15 protein-coding genes are annotated in these 15,730 nt (G+C 45.7%); 4 read left to right on the top strand and 11 right to left on the bottom strand.

The features are described from left to right. Window positions 1-271: 271 nt before the first annotated feature. Both GSY47_RS11195 and GSY47_RS11190 read right to left on the bottom strand, forming a co-directional pair. On the bottom strand, window positions 272-1,276 hold the full coding sequence (locus tag GSY47_RS11195) for an SDR family oxidoreductase (protein WP_219071295.1): 1,005 nt from the start codon (window positions 1,274-1,276) through the stop codon (window positions 272-274). A gap of 238 nt (window positions 1,277-1,514) precedes the next feature. Next, window positions 1,515-2,465 (bottom strand): hypothetical protein, encoded by a 951-nt coding sequence (locus GSY47_RS11190; RefSeq protein WP_219071294.1) that lies wholly within the window; start codon window positions 2,463-2,465, stop codon window positions 1,515-1,517. A gap of 286 nt (window positions 2,466-2,751) precedes the next feature. Between GSY47_RS11190 and GSY47_RS11185 the strand changes: the two genes are divergently transcribed. After that, complete coding sequence (locus GSY47_RS11185; RefSeq protein ID WP_219071293.1) at window positions 2,752-3,144, top strand: response regulator; 393 nt, start codon at window positions 2,752-2,754, stop codon at window positions 3,142-3,144. Between the two features lie 95 nt (window positions 3,145-3,239). Here the strand turns inward: GSY47_RS11185 and GSY47_RS11180 are convergent, their stop codons facing one another. Beyond that, window positions 3,240-3,665, bottom strand: coding sequence for a response regulator (locus GSY47_RS11180; protein WP_219071292.1), 426 nt, complete (start codon window positions 3,663-3,665; stop codon window positions 3,240-3,242). 272 nt (window positions 3,666-3,937) lie between these two features. On the opposite strand from GSY47_RS11180, the gene GSY47_RS11175 reads away from it, so the two are divergent. Beyond that, the gene (locus tag GSY47_RS11175) at window positions 3,938-4,183 is read left to right on the top strand and encodes a hypothetical protein (protein WP_149207808.1); all 246 of its coding nucleotides are present in this window, start codon (window positions 3,938-3,940) and stop codon (window positions 4,181-4,183) included. Window positions 4,184-4,270: 87 nt separating this feature from the next. On the opposite strand, the gene GSY47_RS11170 is transcribed toward GSY47_RS11175, so the two are convergent. The 4 genes from GSY47_RS11170 to GSY47_RS11155 are packed head-to-tail and all read right to left on the bottom strand — an operon-like array spanning window position 4,271 to window position 6,787. Next, the gene (locus GSY47_RS11170; RefSeq protein WP_219071291.1) at window positions 4,271-5,584 is read right to left on the bottom strand and encodes a PcfJ domain-containing protein; all 1,314 of its coding nucleotides are present in this window, start codon (window positions 5,582-5,584) and stop codon (window positions 4,271-4,273) included. Further along, complete coding sequence (locus tag GSY47_RS11165; protein ID WP_219071290.1) at window positions 5,581-5,970, bottom strand: PcfK-like family protein; 390 nt, start codon at window positions 5,968-5,970, stop codon at window positions 5,581-5,583. The genes GSY47_RS11170 and GSY47_RS11165 overlap by 4 nt, the downstream gene beginning before the upstream one ends. 26 nt (window positions 5,971-5,996) lie before the next feature. Then, window positions 5,997-6,356 (bottom strand): DUF7222 domain-containing protein, encoded by a 360-nt coding sequence (locus GSY47_RS11160; protein ID WP_219071289.1) that lies wholly within the window; start codon window positions 6,354-6,356, stop codon window positions 5,997-5,999. A gap of 44 nt (window positions 6,357-6,400) precedes the next feature. Further along, window positions 6,401-6,787, bottom strand: coding sequence for a single-stranded DNA-binding protein (locus GSY47_RS11155; protein ID WP_219071288.1), 387 nt, complete (start codon window positions 6,785-6,787; stop codon window positions 6,401-6,403). 320 nt (window positions 6,788-7,107) lie between these two features. Between GSY47_RS11155 and xseA the strand changes: the two genes are divergently transcribed. Together xseA and xseB are read left to right on the top strand one after the other, a co-directional pair. Continuing rightward, window positions 7,108-8,544 (top strand): exodeoxyribonuclease VII large subunit, encoded by a 1,437-nt coding sequence (gene xseA / locus GSY47_RS11150; protein WP_219071287.1) that lies wholly within the window; start codon window positions 7,108-7,110, stop codon window positions 8,542-8,544. Beyond that, window positions 8,519-8,728 (top strand): exodeoxyribonuclease VII small subunit, encoded by a 210-nt coding sequence (xseB, locus tag GSY47_RS11145; RefSeq protein WP_379786629.1) that lies wholly within the window; start codon window positions 8,519-8,521, stop codon window positions 8,726-8,728. The genes xseA and xseB overlap by 26 nt, the downstream gene beginning before the upstream one ends. 210 nt (window positions 8,729-8,938) lie before the next feature. Here xseB and GSY47_RS11140 read toward each other — a convergent pair whose 3' ends face one another. The 4 genes from GSY47_RS11140 to GSY47_RS11125 form a co-directional block, all read right to left on the bottom strand. Continuing rightward, entirely contained in the window at window positions 8,939-11,257 is a 2,319-nt protein-coding gene (locus GSY47_RS11140; protein ID WP_219071286.1) for an ATP-dependent helicase, read from the bottom strand. Window positions 11,258-11,549: 292 nt separating this feature from the next. After that, the gene (locus GSY47_RS11135) at window positions 11,550-11,867 is read right to left on the bottom strand and encodes a DUF3606 domain-containing protein (RefSeq protein WP_149207800.1); all 318 of its coding nucleotides are present in this window, start codon (window positions 11,865-11,867) and stop codon (window positions 11,550-11,552) included. A gap of 123 nt (window positions 11,868-11,990) precedes the next feature. Continuing rightward, entirely contained in the window at window positions 11,991-12,611 is a 621-nt protein-coding gene (locus tag GSY47_RS11130; RefSeq protein ID WP_219071285.1) for an alpha-ketoglutarate-dependent dioxygenase AlkB family protein, read from the bottom strand. Window positions 12,612-12,672: 61 nt separating this feature from the next. Further along, on the bottom strand, window positions 12,673-15,729 hold the full coding sequence (locus tag GSY47_RS11125; protein ID WP_219071284.1) for a DNA polymerase III subunit alpha: 3,057 nt from the start codon (window positions 15,727-15,729) through the stop codon (window positions 12,673-12,675). Window position 15,730 lies beyond the last annotated feature (1 nt).

Below are 15,730 nucleotides of genomic sequence, written 5' to 3'. Positions count from 1 at the left end.
TTTTAAAATATAGGAAATGTTTTTTTAGAAAAGATTTGTTACAGGAATACTTGGTTAGGTAAAAAATATGGAGAAGATTTAATTTAGTTTTACTTTTTATCATCGAAAATCAAATCGCCGGCAGATAGAATTGCAGTATTTCATTATCAGTCTCTGATAGCTTTTATAAAAAATTGAGTATTTTAAGGTAAATTTTTATTACAGTCAATAAAAACCTCTGCAGACTGCTATTGCAGAGGTTTTGTACTTTATAAATCTTCTCTCTGATTGATTATGGATTGCCTTCACCGCCGCTTGAGCCATAAATCTGCCCAGTTGCATAGCTGGCATCTTCAGCGGCGAGCTGTACATAAATGGAAGCCAGTTCGGCCGGCTGTCCTGGTCTTCCCAAAGGAGTTTGGGATCCAAATTCTTTGAGTTTTTCCATACTGGCACCTCCGCTTACCTGCAATGCAGTCCACACTGGTCCTGGGGCTACACCGTTGACTCTGATTCCTTTTGGTGCCAGCTGTCTGGCCAGTGATTTGATGTAATTTGTAGTGGCGGCTTTTGTCTGGGCATAATCGTATAAATCTTCGGTGGGAGCATAGGCCTGCACAGAACTTGTTCCGATGATGGATGATCCCGGTTTCAGGTAAGGCAGCGCCGCTTTGATAATCCAGAAAGGAGCATAAATATTGGTTTTCATGGTCCAGTCAAATTCTTCTGAGGAAATATCTAAGATGGATTGGTGAGCCTGCTGTCTTGCCGCGTTGTTGACTACTATATCTAATCCGCCAAGGGCTTGGGCTGCCTGATCGACAAGAGATCTGCAGAACGTCTCATCGCGGAGATCCCCGGGAATGGCAGCAGCCTTTCTTCCTGCGGCTTCAATGAGCTGGATCACTTCCTTTGCATCTTCCTCTTCGGTAGGGTAATAGTTTATGGCAACATCAGCTCCTTCTCTTGCATAAGCAATTGCGGCGGCTCTTCCCAAACCGGAATCGCCTCCTGTAATGAGGGCCTTACGGCCTTTTAATCGTCCTGTGCCTTTGTAGCTTTCTTCACCATGATCCGGTCTGGGATCCATTTTACTGACAAGACCCGGCCATGGCTGCGACTGCTCATTGAAGGGCGGTACTGCATATTTGGTGACAGGGTCTTGCATTTCAGCAGCATGGCTGTTTTGCTGTGCGACTGGATTTAAGGTGTTTTCGCTGTGCAGCGCGCTTTCTCCAAGTGCAGGTGCCACACCGGTCTGCTCAGCATTCTGCGGTATATTGTTTTTACTTTCCATAATCATTTACTTTTTGCATTTTTAAAAAGCATCTTCTTTTTTCCTAAAAAAAATGGAATCAAATTTAAAAAACGAACCAGCCTTCATTATTATAAAATTACAGCAATTTTTTGCAAGATATAGAGTATCGAATGGTAATCTGCGGTTTTCAGCTGTGCATTGCGATCTGGCGCTTCTTGGGAAGCTCAAAATTTAGATGGTCCTCTTTTACAGCGTTTTGTGTTTTTTGTCCCGCTTTTTAATTCTCTATCCGGGCAGCTTGGGCCACCATTCGAAACAGAGGTTCGTATTTTCTCAGCTGGTGATCCAGATTATGGTGCGCAGCAGCAGGGCCGATGCTGCCCTGCAGGCAGTATAGCTTGCCCCCGCTTGCCGCCATAAACTGGAGCATGCGCACTTTCATATTTTTTTGGGGCTCGTCCAAAATTTCCTCTATTTCCGCCATTATGCCCGGCATATCATCGATGGTAACCGGCTCTGTGCGGATCAGCCTGCTTTGCGGGGGTATCATTTCCTGCATGGATTTTTCATTAAGTGCAAGGTTTTGGTATTCTTGGGGCAGATCATGAATTACGATCAGTATCTTTTCATTTCCTTTTCCCTCACAGCTGGTAAACTGCTGCACGGCTGCGGGCATTTGGGCTTCCTGCGCCTCCCAGCTTTTGGGTATCGGCAGTACAACCACGCTTTGGTCTGCTTTGGGATGGCCCTTTGTGGAGAATTTTACCGTATGGCCGTCGATTATTTCCTGATGGGGCGCGTCATGGTAGGCAAAGGCGAGCAGGCCTTTGGGAACAGGGGCAGCTGGGCTGAACACTATTTTGTCTTTGACGGCCTGAAGAAATTTGGCTGCATATTCTTTCTTTTCAATAGGGTGCCGCAGCTGCTGGTTTATCAGGGAGTCAATGTGTTTTTGAAAGCTGCTGAACTGCGGATCAGCGAGCTGCTGCCGCAGAAAGAGTTCCGCATTTTTCTCTGCCCTTCCAAATACCGCCTGAGCCTTTTGCTGAAGTTCGGCCGCTTCTTTTGCAAAGGCAGGGAATTGGCTGGCGGCCTTTTTCAGGGCGGCACTCTGTCCTTTCAAAAAAGCATAGGTTTCCATGGCAAGAAGCACTTTAGGATCATGGTGCTGCTGCGGATAACAGCCCCAGACAGCCAGTGCGCAAAAAAGGAACAGTAGGGGTCTCATAGTCTGCAGTTCTAATTTACAACCAAAATAAAACAGATAGGCAAGGATGAAAAATCCTATAAAAACGCAAAAATAATCTTCACGGCAGCATTGTTCTTATATAATTCCAAAATAGAGTTGTAAAATTTCCACATCTGGCAGCCAGCGTCCATTTGCCGCAGAAAATCGCCGTATCTTTAAGGGCGGGCTGTATAGGTGATTTATCTTTTTTTGCCTGCCGCGCCAAACCGCATCGGGCTAAAAACCGTATTTAATTGCAGCCGAGGAGCTTAAAAATGTATGTGCCATGTTATATAGAAGTATTCTGCTTATCGATGATGACCGTGAAGATGCCGAGCTGTTTATGGAAGCGGTAGACCAGCTCAATAAAAACATACTGCTGCGATGGGAGAGCAGTCCGCAGACTGCCTTGGAAGAACTCAGGGGGTCTGATAAGCTGCCCGAACTGATTTTTCTAGATTATAATATGCCCAGAATCAATGGGCTGGAGCTGCTGATCTCTTTAAAAAATGACGCAAGGCTGAAGGATATTCCTGTAGTGATGATCTCGACCCCCTCGGCGGATTTCATGAAGAGCAAAATCGGGCAGCAAAACATCCTTGCCTATATCAGCAAGCCCAACAGTTTTGGCGAGCTTCTTTCCCAGCTGGATTCGCTTTTGCAGCCAAAGCCATTTTGATGTTTCGAGCAAGAAAAAAAATAGAAAGCCGCAACAGATTTTACCTGAAGTTCAGCGGGCGGATTCGTACAATATAAATAAAGCAGAGGTGTTTTTTACAGTGCTGATCCCGGAGTAAGGCTTAGGCGCCAGTATTCCACAATGTTTTTTATCATGGCTTGATAGACTGAGAAGTCTTCTTCTTTCCTAAAGTATCCCTGTACTTGGCAGCGGTACGCCCTGAGCACATTTTCCGGGTTTCTCGAGGTGGAAAGAAAGATGTAAGGAGTACATTTCTCACGGATTTCCGCCAGGGCAAGTATCTGTTCGCGGAGTTCAAAGCCATTAATCTTGGGCATATTGATATCTGACAAAATAAGGAAAGGCCTCACCTTCGAATTGGAAAGGTAAGAAAGTGCATCCATTGGGTCTTCAATGAATTTTATTTTGTTGGGATAGTCCAGGCTTTCAAAAATATCCTTAAGGAAGAGCCTGTCATCCTCGTCATCTTCGATTATTATTATTTCTCCGTTTCTTCTCATGTCTTAAAGATACGCTTTAAATTAAGTAATTTAGCTTTGTCCAGTTTTGATTTCCCATTGTGAGGGCTAAACGTTTTTAAGATTCTGCCTCCCTAAAATTAAATCATTTTATTGTCTTTTTCTTACAGTAAATTTTATTTTTCTTACTAAATTAACATGTGCGGTAAAATGCTGCTTGTCTTTTTTTAACAGTACCCAGTGCTGCGGCTGCGGTCTTAATTGCTATATTTGATAGGAGAATTACAACTACCCTAACATACAGATCTTTCACAATGGAAAAAGCAATACAATTAAAGGTGAGAAAAGATTTGGACCCGCACCAGCAGCTCACCGTGATCAAGCTCAAAGGTAGCCTGATTTCGAAAGGCTATACCGAGATCATTCATATCCTGGACCAGGACGAGGAGTATCATCTCAATACCTTTGAAACGGATCTGGAGAAGCGCGGTGAAGCCCGGCAGTATATAACGGCCTTTATCGATCAGGAAAACCTTGCCGATGCGATTACCTTAAAGTAATGCGGCTTTGGCAGGCATTGGAATCCAGAGCCCGCCGTCCNCGGGCTTTCGGGCTTTGATTTCACTGCATAAAAAAAGCCGATATGCTTATCGGCTTATAATTTTGGGTTTTCTTTTTTTCATGCGCTCCTTTATCTGATACAAGTTTTGGCTCAGCAGCTGCAGGATCTGTCTGTGATGTCTGGAGGGCTTGTTTTTCATTCCCCTGCACTGCAGGATTTCCATACGGCTGAGTGAAATTTCGATGGTTTCTACGGACTTATCGCAGACCTTTGCCGAGAGTATCAGCGAATCTTTTCTAACATAATACTCATTGGTGAACACGCAATGCCCCAAGTCGTCGCCCTCGGCCATAAAATCTTTTACTTCTTCAATAACGGAAATGCTGAGATGCCCATCGCGGAACGACAGCCCGAAAAAGCGCTTTTTGTCGCTTGCGTATCTTTTCTGCGCCTTTTCGATTTCAATGCGCAGGTCGCGGAGTTTTTTCTTGCGAAGGAAGTCCCTTTTCTTTTTTACTAAATGGTCGTGCGCTTCACTGAGGTTATCGGGGCAGACATACAAAGGACACGAAAGGTCTTTTTTGAAATACCGCAGCAGTTCGAGATAATCCTCCCAAAGGGGGACATCTGAAATTTTGTAATGGTTTCGGATGACGGTTTTGACCGCCTGCCAGTTGCGGCGGATGTTCTGTCGTGATGCGCAGAGGTAATACTGCAACAGGTTCAGCTGTTTTGCCTTTAGCAGGGTCTCGGCGATGGGGTCGCTTAGAAGCGATGAAAACAATAAGTTCGGTGCAATGTCATATACCGAAGTCTTGAATCCGTTGCGTTTCAGGATAGGCAATACTTTCATCTGCGGATAGACCTTGAAAGGGTTGATAAAGTATTTGGCATTTCGGATGAAGTCCTTAGGCTTTATTTCAAGCGGGGAATAGAATTTCCATGCATCAAGGCTACTGGAAAACACATTGGTGCTGAGCGCAAGGGTGCGCACTTCCCCTTTGGGGTTTATCCAATGCTGCATGACTTCCTTATGGAAATAGGAGGGCAGGAAATTCTTTTTCATGTGTTTATGAGATATGACCATGCGCACCACCTGAAACCCCGCACAGCGCTCGAAAAGGGCGAAATATTCTGTTTCCTTAAAATGCACCTGATTATAAGGCATCATTTTGAGTCTGCCTGCGCAGGCAGGGCAGGAAGTGAACTTGGCGCAGGTGGTTGGACAGGAGGGCTTCCAAACGTGGGTGCAGTCCAGGCAGTAGAATCTGCTGCGGGACAACACACCCCATTTGAGAAAAATAGTCTGCTCTGCCCAAGTAAATACCTCTTCTCTGATAGGCGCAAGAGAGGCGCTCAGCGCTGTAAGCTGCTTTTCGATGATGGTTTTGGGTGTCATAGGTCAAAGAGGGTCAGGGCGGTCTGCGCCGCAGGTTTTACGTCTTTTTTTACGGTTGGAACAGGTTCGGTTTTGACAGGCGCAGCAGGGATTTCGGGCTGCGTAAAAAGGTCGGACGGTGCAGGGGTCTGCACCACGGTTCTGCACGTAATCGGTGCAGGCTTGCCGATAGAATCATCGGTGTAGTACTTGACTGCCATGTCGAAGATTTCCTGATTGTCAAAGGCGCACAAACCTGTTTTTTTGACCTCCCCGAAAATATAATTCAGACAGCCGTCCAAGTTTTTGGAAGCTTTGCTATAGTGCAGTGCAAAGGCGGTATCGCCCTGCGCCCTATCACTGAGGTATTTTTCTATTGCGGTTTTAAAATTTTCAGAAGCTTTCATAATCAGCTATTTAAGGTTGAAAATTTTTACTCAAAGAGTCTTGAATAGAGGTCGTAACAGTATTCCTCAAAGCAGAGCCAGCATACAAAAGTGTAGTGCGGGACTTTAAAACGGTTCTCGATCGGTTCGCCGACAGCTTCTTCCAATTCGGTTCTGATATTTTCAAGGTCATCAATATGCTCGACGTAGAAATCGCAGCAATCGGTATTGTAGATAAATTCTGAAATCATCCCGCTGACGCAGCCTCCCTGCTGCAGGTCAAGGAAAAAAGATTTCAGCTGCGCGCTGCGTTTCCCGTCGTAAGAAGTGATGCTGCGCAGGATAATCTGATTAAAGGCATCACTGACACGGAATTCTTTATAATTGGATTTCTGTAAGGCTTTCATACTATTTCATTTAGGCGTGTATAAAAATTATAAGCGTGAATGGTTTAGAAAGGCAGGTCGTCAGGCTCTTCTGCTGTTTTATTCTGTTTAGCTGCGGCAGCGGCTTCTGTATTATCCGCCTGCGCAAATACGAGTATCTTGATATCCGAGGTATGAAAGGTCAATGACCCATGAGCTTGGGCGTCATTTCCGATATAGACATTCAGTCCGATGCGTCCGAAGAGTTGGACGAGCGTACCTTTTTTGAGCCACTGCACCAGTCCCGAGCTGAGCCAGTAAGAACAGTCGATATAGGTTACAATCTTTTTGACCTCTGTGCTTCCTTTGGGTTTATAGCTGTCGTTGACCGCTATGGAGAAGTTTACGACCTCACGGTTTTCTTTTACCTTAAAAACGGAGGCATCTTTTACAATTCGTCCTGTGATTTCCATGACAATAAAGTTTTAGTGAATACTCTTTTAAGTTTTCTTTTCCCCTGCTTCCCAAATGAAATTTTTCAAAAGAAAAAACGGGAAAAAAGAAAGCAGAAGAAAAGTGTCCGGATAGCGAGCCGGAGTGCTATAAGTCCCGAAGGGCGGCCAGGGGCCGTTATGCGCATGCAGGTGAGGGCGGGCACTACTTTGGCTGCCCTTTTAACCCGTTTTGAATTGAAAATTAACCTCTCTTTTTTCTGTTTTTGAGATCCGCCTGAGAATAGCTATCTTAGCGGTGAAGAAGGAAAAACAAACAGCAGCAGACCCCTGAAAACAATATGGGACCCGACCAGTATATCAGACTCTCACAGCTCACCGGCCAGATCCAGGAGACGATCCATTCCCGCTTTAAGGGACGGACGTACTGGGTAGTGGCTGATATCACCAACCATTCCTTCAAGGCCGATAAAAAGATCCATTATTTTGAACTGGTGGAGAAATCAGAGAAAGGCAGTGTGATCACTGCTAAAATAATGGGCAAGAGCTGGGGAGCAGGAGCGCTGAAGATCCTTGATTTTGAAAACAGCACCGGACAGCGTTTTACCAACAACCTTCATGTTCTTGTTCAGGTGAGCGTGGATTTCCATCCGCTGTACGGTCTCTCGGTAAACCTTCTGGATATCGACAGCAATTTCATGATCGGCATTCTGGAACAGCAGCGCAATGCTACCCTTGCAAGGCTTGTCAAAGAGAATGATTTCATACACAAAGAAGGCGAGGGATACTCCACGCTGAACAGCCGTCTGAAGCTTCCTGTGATAATTCAGAGGGTTGCGGTGATTTCCTCAAGCAGTTCCGCCGGGAATGAGGATTTCCGCCATACGATGCAGCATAATGATTTTGGCTATGTTTTTCAGATTGATGACTATCATACCGTTGTGCAGGGGGACAATAACGCCAAGCTGTTCCTAAATAAACTCATAGAAGTCTATAATACCGGAATTCCTTATGATGCCGTTGTCATTGCAAGGGGAGGCGGATCGCAGTCTGATTTCCTGATTTTCGACAACTACAATATCGGAAGGGCTGTCGCAAAATTCCCGATCCCTGTGATAACCGGCATCGGACACCAGAAAAATGTCAGCATTACAGACCTGATGGCCCATACCCATACCAAAACCCCCACCAAGGCGGCGGAGTTCATTATAGCGCACAACCGCAGTTTCGAGCAGCACATACTCTCGCTGCAAAGGACCATAGCCATCAAATCCCAGCAGCTTTTCCTAGGGCATTACAGGGAACTCAGCGAGATCAAAAATCTGGTCAGCCATAATGCATGGGAACTGATTGCCGCGAAGAAAGAAGAGCTTATGCTGCAAAAGCAGCATATTTCGCAGGCTAGCCGAAACCTGCTGGCAGAAAAAAAGCAGCATCTGCTGCTGGCTGCGCAGAAAACACTGCAAAGGCCGCAGAGCATCATCCAGCAGGAAAACAGCAATCTTCAGCATTTAAAAGCGAACCTGAAGATCTTTACCAGCCAGTACCTGCGAAGCCGCAGACTCCAATTGGAGCACCACCATAAAACTATAAAGCTGCTCTCCCCGCAGAATGTGCTCAGCAGAGGATATGCCGTGATCCGAAAAAACAATAAAATTGTAAACGGAGCAGGGAGCATAAAGGAAGGCGAAGAGATTGAAATAGTAACAAAAGATGCCGTACTGAAAAGTACGGTCAACGAAAAAATAGAATATGATGGAAAACACACTGACTTATGAGGCTGCAGCCAAAGAGCTGGCCCTGATCGCCAAAGAGATGGAAGACGAAACCATCTCTGTGGATGAACTGGCTGCCAAAGTAAAAAGGGCATCTGAACTGATAGAGTTCTGCCAGGCAAAACTAAAATCGACCGAAACTGAAGTGGCTAAAATCATCAGCGGCATGGAGAACAGCAAGGAGTAAAACAGGATGCTGCACACTAAAGTACAGCTTTGCAGCGTTATAGTTTAAGTTACATTCCGATAACACCGCATGCCTTTTATGAAAAAGTTTCAGGTACTGCCTACTATACGCCGATACAAGACAAAGCCCATTGTTTCAAACAGCAATGGGCTTTTGTATAAAAAATGATTTAAGTACCGATACGGCAATACCGCTCTGATGAGCCGGCTTTTACCATTCTTCCTTTTCACTGTCTGTATTTTTATCATTAAAAATACGGCTATCTTCATTGTCAGCAAAGCCGTTCTGCTGCTCCTGGTCTGCAAAGGGATCCGGCGCATTTTTTAAGTTTTCCTGGATATTCAAAAGTTCGGCAGGGGAAGAACTCTCAGGTTCAGCATCTGATCCGGCAGTTAGGAAACGAAACGAAAAGTCAATGGGTTTCTCTTTTCCCATTTCAAAAAAATGCACCGTGTACTGGTTTTTCTCCCTGTCCACAGCAAGCACTTTCCCTTTGTTCCAGACAGGATGCATTACAAGGTCCCCTTCAATGAACTCGGTATCTTCACTGTTTTTTGAGGCCGCTGCCGATGACTGTGCCGCCTGGAGGATTTCTGCTGACAGTTTTCCTTTACGCACATAAAATTCTTCCTTGATTTCAAAGAGGAACCTTGACGGGTATTTGTTGAGCCCTGTGGTGAAATTAAAGCCTTCCGAATCGGTCATATAAAACCTTTTCTCGGCTCTGGTAACGGCAACGTACATCAGTCTTCTTTCCTCCTCGATAGCCCGTTTTCTTCTTTCTTTTATGGAAAGGGCGCTTGGCAGCACCCCTTCGGTAAAACCGCAGAGAAACACATAGGGAAATTCAAGGCCTTTGGAGATGTGGATGGTCATCAGACGAACCTTATCCTGATTTTCCGTGTCTTTGTCCAGATCGGTATAGAGTGCAATTTCCTGCAGGTATTCGGCAATATTTACAGGGCCGTTGTTTTCTTTTTCCAGCAGCAGCATGGAGCTTACCAGCTCTTTTATATTTTCCAGCCTGTCCTCATCGCCGTCTTTTCGGTAGAGTTCGGACAGTCCGCTTTTATCGAGTATGATCTTGACCAGATCGGAAATGGAATTTGTCTGGGCATCTGTTTTCAGCTCTTCAACCAGAGCCAGGAAATCAACAGCCCCTTTTTTATTGAGCTCTTTATCCTCGATATTATGCTGCAGGGCCTGAAGCAGGGACAGGTTCTGCTGGCCTGCCAGAAGGCTGAGCCTTTCGAGGAACTTTTTCCCCAGCCCGCGGGAAGGGTGGTTGTGCATGCGCAGAAAAGAGAAATTATCGCCCTGCACGATAAGCCTTAAAAAGGAAAGGACATCTTTGATTTCCTTTCTTTCAAAGAAACGCACGCCACCAAATATGGCGTAGGGAATATTTTCTTTGATCAGTGCCTGCTCGATATTTCTGGAGAGATGGTTGGAACGGTATAAAATGGTAATATCAGAGTAAGCGGCATTTTCCGATTTAAGGATTTCCTTGATTTCGGAAGCCACCCAGAAGGTTTCCTCAAAGTCATTTTTTCCATGGAAATGCACCACTTCAACCCCCTCGGGATTATCCGTGACCATATCCTTGTCCACCCTTACCTTGTTGTTTTTGATAATATGGTTGCCCACTTTGAGGATGTTTGGCGTAGAGCGGTAGTTCTGGTTCATGATAATGGTTTTCGTGTCAGGAAACATCCTGTCGAATTCCACCAGGTATTCGGGTTTCGCACCGCGCCACTCATAGATCGTCTGGTCGGGATCCCCTACCAGAAACAGGTTCTGGTGCACACGCGAGAGCATTTCCACCAGATGGAACTGGCTGTCGGAGCTGTCCTGCGCCTCATCGACCTGTATGTAATGCAGCATTTGCTGCCATTTGAAAAGCACATCAGGATTGCTGTCGAGTATGAAAGCCGTAAAATGGATCAGGTCATCAAAATCCAGCGCATAATTGCGCTTCTGCTTGTCGAGGTATTTCTGATACACGCGGCTGGAGAGCGATTCCTTTTCATCGGGCTCAAAGCTTTTATTCTCGAGCATGTAACCGAGGTAATCAGAGGTGCTCTTCTGCTTGGAAATAAAACGGAGCACCTGTTTGAAAGTGAGGTTTTTCGAATTGATGTCCAGTTCGTTGAACACCTCCCTTAAAATGGTTTTCTGGTCTTCGGCATCCAGTATGATAAAATTTTTCGGGTAATGGATTTTGTTGATTTCCTCACGCAGAAACCGTACGCAGAAACCGTGATAGGTTGTGATGAAGCTGACATCAAAAAGATCGCCAATAAGCGCCTTGACGCGCCTTTTCATTTCCTGCGCCGCTTTATTGGTAAAGGTCACGCAGAGGATATTGGAGGAATTGATTCCCAGCCTGTCCACGATATAGGCAAAGCGGGAGGTAAGGGCCTTTGTTTTTCCTGAGCCGGCTCCTGCAATAACGCGCACGTAACCTTCTGTGGTTTTCACGGCTTGGAGCTGGCTGGGATTAAGGTTTTCTAGAATCGGATCGTTCATTTTTAAACGGAATGTTTTTGATCTCTATTTATTTTTAAAGCAGAGGGGCAGATCAAAGAGTCTGCAGCACAAATTTATGGAATTAACTCAAAAGAAGGGTAAGAAGCAATTGTTATATTCAGGATGATTACCTATCGGTTAATTAGAAAGCATTTATCTTAAAATAAAATCCTGAAGAGCATCATTTGACTGCTTAATCAAAAAAATGCCCTTCAGGATTCTTTTACCTATTTTCGTTTTTACTTTTTATAAAGCAGTTATTACTATGAATGATAAATAGGTTTTTCGAAACTTAAAGCTGTGATAGTTTTGAAGGGTCTGTTGCCTCTTCAATGCTTTTTCCTTCTGGATTGTAATGTTCGTCATTCTCCTTTTCATCATGCCAGGGACCGTCTTTCAAACGGACCGTTTCAGAAGCGCTTTCTCTGGAAGGAGAATTATCATTCAAGTGCTCGGCTACTTCTTCCACAGTAGTGCCTGCTGCCCTTACGGCATCTTTTAGTATCTCCTCAGGGACATTTAACTTTTCAGCCCACTGCTGGATTTCAGCCTGCTGTGAAATATCAATATGAGCGTTCTGCTCTTGTCCGTTATTATGTAGATTTTCCATGATTTTTAAATTTAATAGTGAATTCCAAAGTTAACATGACAGAAAAATAAAGCTGTTATATTTTAATCCCCTATTATTATAGGATTGCTATGGTTTTCAGTCGGTTAGAAAGGAGTCGTTATTTTATATTTCCCTGACCTGACGAAAGGTAAGGTTGATTCTGGGCAGTACGGGACGGGCCGTCTTAGGCACCTGATGCTCCCAGTAGGTATTGGTGCTGCCTGCCATGAGAAGAAAGGTTCCGTGGTGCAGTGGAATTTCGATTGGCGCCATATTTTTGAGCACTTTATGACGCAGTCGGAACAGACGCGTTTCTCCGAAAGTCACAGAAGCGATGTTCATATTCTTATTGCTCGATGAGGTCTTGTCGCTGTGCCATCCCACACCATCGGTGCCATTTCTGTACAAATTGAGCAGTACGCCGTTAAAGTTTATGCGGGTTTCCTTTTCCACGCGCTCCCTGATCTGGAGCAGTTCCAAAGGCCAATCCGGATTTGATTTACGTTCAGGCCTGCTGCTGTCCCCGTACCACGAGATCATGCGGGGAGCCGTCACCACTTTGTCATACATGGGCATTTCATATTCCCTCCACGGTGTGCCGTGGTATAAAACATTGTAATAATGATCGGATTCGGTTTTGCTGAAGAAATTATCAATCAGCAGCAGGTCGGCATCAGGGACGTCAAATATTCTCCTGCCGCCGTTACCTGATGAAAAAATTTCGGTGTCATCAAAAAGCATCATTTTCTTTATTTTTTTAGTTCATACTCAGTGCAGGCTTAAAGCCTAAAGCCGAAGAAGCCTGTTAATTGCTCATTTTTAGCCTTGGAATATTGATTTCATGTTCCTGCGGATAGGGAGCGCGATGGGTCATGCTCACATCTTCGCGTATTCTCTGCTGCGCCCTGTATTTCCAGTCGTTCTCCTGTTCATAGCGCGGATCTGGTATAAAGGGCATTTTAGCCATCTTGGTAACCGTTATGGTGGGGAAATGGTAATCCACTTCCACACTGCCCAGCAGCAGGTAGCATCCTCCTCCCTGAAAAGGATACATGGCCAGGCTGTCGGTAAAATGCGCCGTATCAAAAAGCTGCCCTTCAGCATCTATCCAGGTGCCGAAATACATAGCGCCCATCTTTGTGGGCACATGCTTGCGGGAGATCAGATAAGCCAGCATTCGGACCTGTTTTTTATGATGGTCCAAAAGGTCTTTTGCCATGACACTGCCCCTGAAAGGAGTCTGAAGCAGATCAAAAGGGGAACAGGAGACCGGAAAGCCCAGCAGTTCAATCTCATCAAAGGCATCTTCAAAAGCAGAACGTTCCAGCTGGGGAAGAACAAATTCCTTTACAGGCTCCTGAAGCAGCATTGGTGCGCGGTTCTCGGGATTGAAGTTTACCAGAATTAGACGGGCAATGACCAGCAGCTGGTTTTTTGTTTTCCCGGTGAACCGGAATGCGCCGATGAAAATCAGAATCTGTATGGCTTCAATTCCAATGGGTATGCGGTTGATAAAATCTTCCAATGATTTGTAAAGCCCGTTTTTTTCCCGTTCCTGCTGGATCAAAACAGCTGTTTTGGATTCAAGGCTCTGCAGGTGCATGAACCCCAGATAGACATCAGAACCATACAAAGTGGTTTCCAACTGGCTTTTGTTCACGCAGGGATTGTGCACTGCCGCCCCTGACATCTTTGCTTCGTGGACATACACTTCGGTGCGGTAGAAACCGCCCTGATTGTTGATTACCGCCACCATAAATTCGATTGGATAATGCACTTTCAGATACAGGCTCTGGTAGCTTTCCACGGCATAGGAGGCTGAGTGTGCCTTGCAGAACGAATAGCCTGCAAAGGACTCGATCTGGCGGTATATTTCCTGGCTGAGCGCCAAGGGGTGCCCCTGGGCCGCGCAGGATGCAAAAAAATTGTCTTTTACTTTCTGCAATGCGGCTTTGGAGCGTCCTTTTCCAGACATGGCACGGCGCAGAATATCCCCGTCGGCTGCAGGAAGCCCGCCGTAATGCAGGGCAATTTTAATGACATCTTCCTGATATACCATAATGCCGTAGGTTTCCCCGAGCTGCTGCTCGAACACTGGATGGAAGTATTCAAACCTGTCGGGATGATTGTGCCTGAAGATATATTCCTTCATCATTCCCGATTGCGCGACCCCCGGGCGTATGATGGAGGAGGCCGCCACAAGGGTTTTATAATTGTCACATTTCAGACGCCGCAGCAGCCCTCTCATGGCAGGGCTCTCGATATAAAAGCAGCCTATGGTTTTTCCCATTGCAAGAAAGCTGTTGCAGCTGGCTTCATCTTTTGAAATCGTGGTGTCACGAATATTGAGCCTTATGCCGCGATTTTTCTCAATCAGTTTTACGCTGTCATCAATATGGCCGATCCCGCGCTGGCTCAGGATATCAAACTTTTCAAGCCCGATATCTTCGGCGGTATGCATGTCAAAAAGCACTATGGGAAAGCCCTTGGGAGGCATTTCCAGTACGGAATAGTTGGTGATGGGCTCTTCGGAAATCAGGATGCCGCAGGAATGCATGCTTCTCTGGTTGGGGTATTTCTCCAGCATCATGCCGTACTGCTGTACTTCACGGACCACTTCATTTGCAGGGTGCAGGGTCATCGGGTTTTTGGCAAGCGCATCGAGTTCTTCTTTTGGAAGCCCGAAAACCTTGCCTACTTCACGGAATATAGAACGATATTTGAATTCTACATTGGTGCCGCAGAATGCCACATGGTCATATCCGTAACGGGAGAAAATGTATTCCAGAATTATGTCACGTTCCTTCCAGCTCCAGTCAATGTCAAAATCGGGAGGACTTTTGCGGTTCAGGTTCAAAAAACGCTCAAAATACAGATCCAGTTCCAAAGGACATATATCGGTAATTCCGAGACAGTAGGCGATGATGCTGTTGGCACCGCTGCCTCGCCCAATATGCAGAAACCCCTGAGAATTGCTGAAACGGATGATATCCCAGGTAATTAAAAAATAGCCGCTGAATTCCAGCTGGTCTATTACCTTAAGCTCGCGGAACATCCTTGATTTTGCCTCTGCATTATGCTGCCCATAACGCCATTCGAGCCCCTGCTGGGCGAGGGTGCTGAGCAGCTGCAAGTCGTCCTTTTTGTTATTGGTGTAGTATTTCTTGTTTTTCGGCGTTTTGAAATCAAATTCAAAATGGCAGTCCGCTATTATTTTTTCCGTATTGGAAATGATCTGCGGGTATCCTTCATAACATTTCAGGATCCTGCCCAGATCCACCATTACTTCTGTCTTCCTGCAGTAATCGGTATTGCCGAGTCGTGAAAGAATTACATTCAGGTCAACGGCCCGCAGTATTTTATGCAGCTTGTATTCCGTTTTGGTGCGGAAGGTAACTGGCTGGAGCACGACCATCTTGTCTATTTGGTTCTTCCAGTCACTGAGAATCAGTACAGGGGTCTGTTCAGGACGAATCCCGATAAACTCATGTTCTTTTAAAACTGCGGGCACATTCTCCAGAGGATAAACCACAAAAACATTTTCAAAGTCCGGAGCGGACAAAGGAAGCGGGGCATTTTCAAAATTATGCCGGGTCAGAAAGCGGTTCATCTCAGCAAGGCCCGCCGCATTTTTTGCCAGCCCGATATAGCGCAGCTGATTCTCTGAGCGGAATTCTATTCCGACAATAGGCTTTATATTCACAGCCCGGCATCCCTTTACAAAGTCATAAATCCCTGTTACGGTATTAATATCAGTGAGTGCCATAGCCCTGACACCCAAGGCGGCTGCCTTGGATATCAGATCTTCGAGCGGTATGGTGCCATAACGCAGGGAGTGGAAGCAGTGGCAGTTGAGATACATG

It is taken from the genome of Flavobacterium quisquiliarum (assembly GCF_019308285.1).
GTDB lineage: Bacteria > Bacteroidota > Bacteroidia > Flavobacteriales > Flavobacteriaceae > Flavobacterium > Flavobacterium quisquiliarum.
Note: the sequence above shows the minus strand (reverse complement) of the source record. Positions and strands in the feature narration are given on the sequence as shown.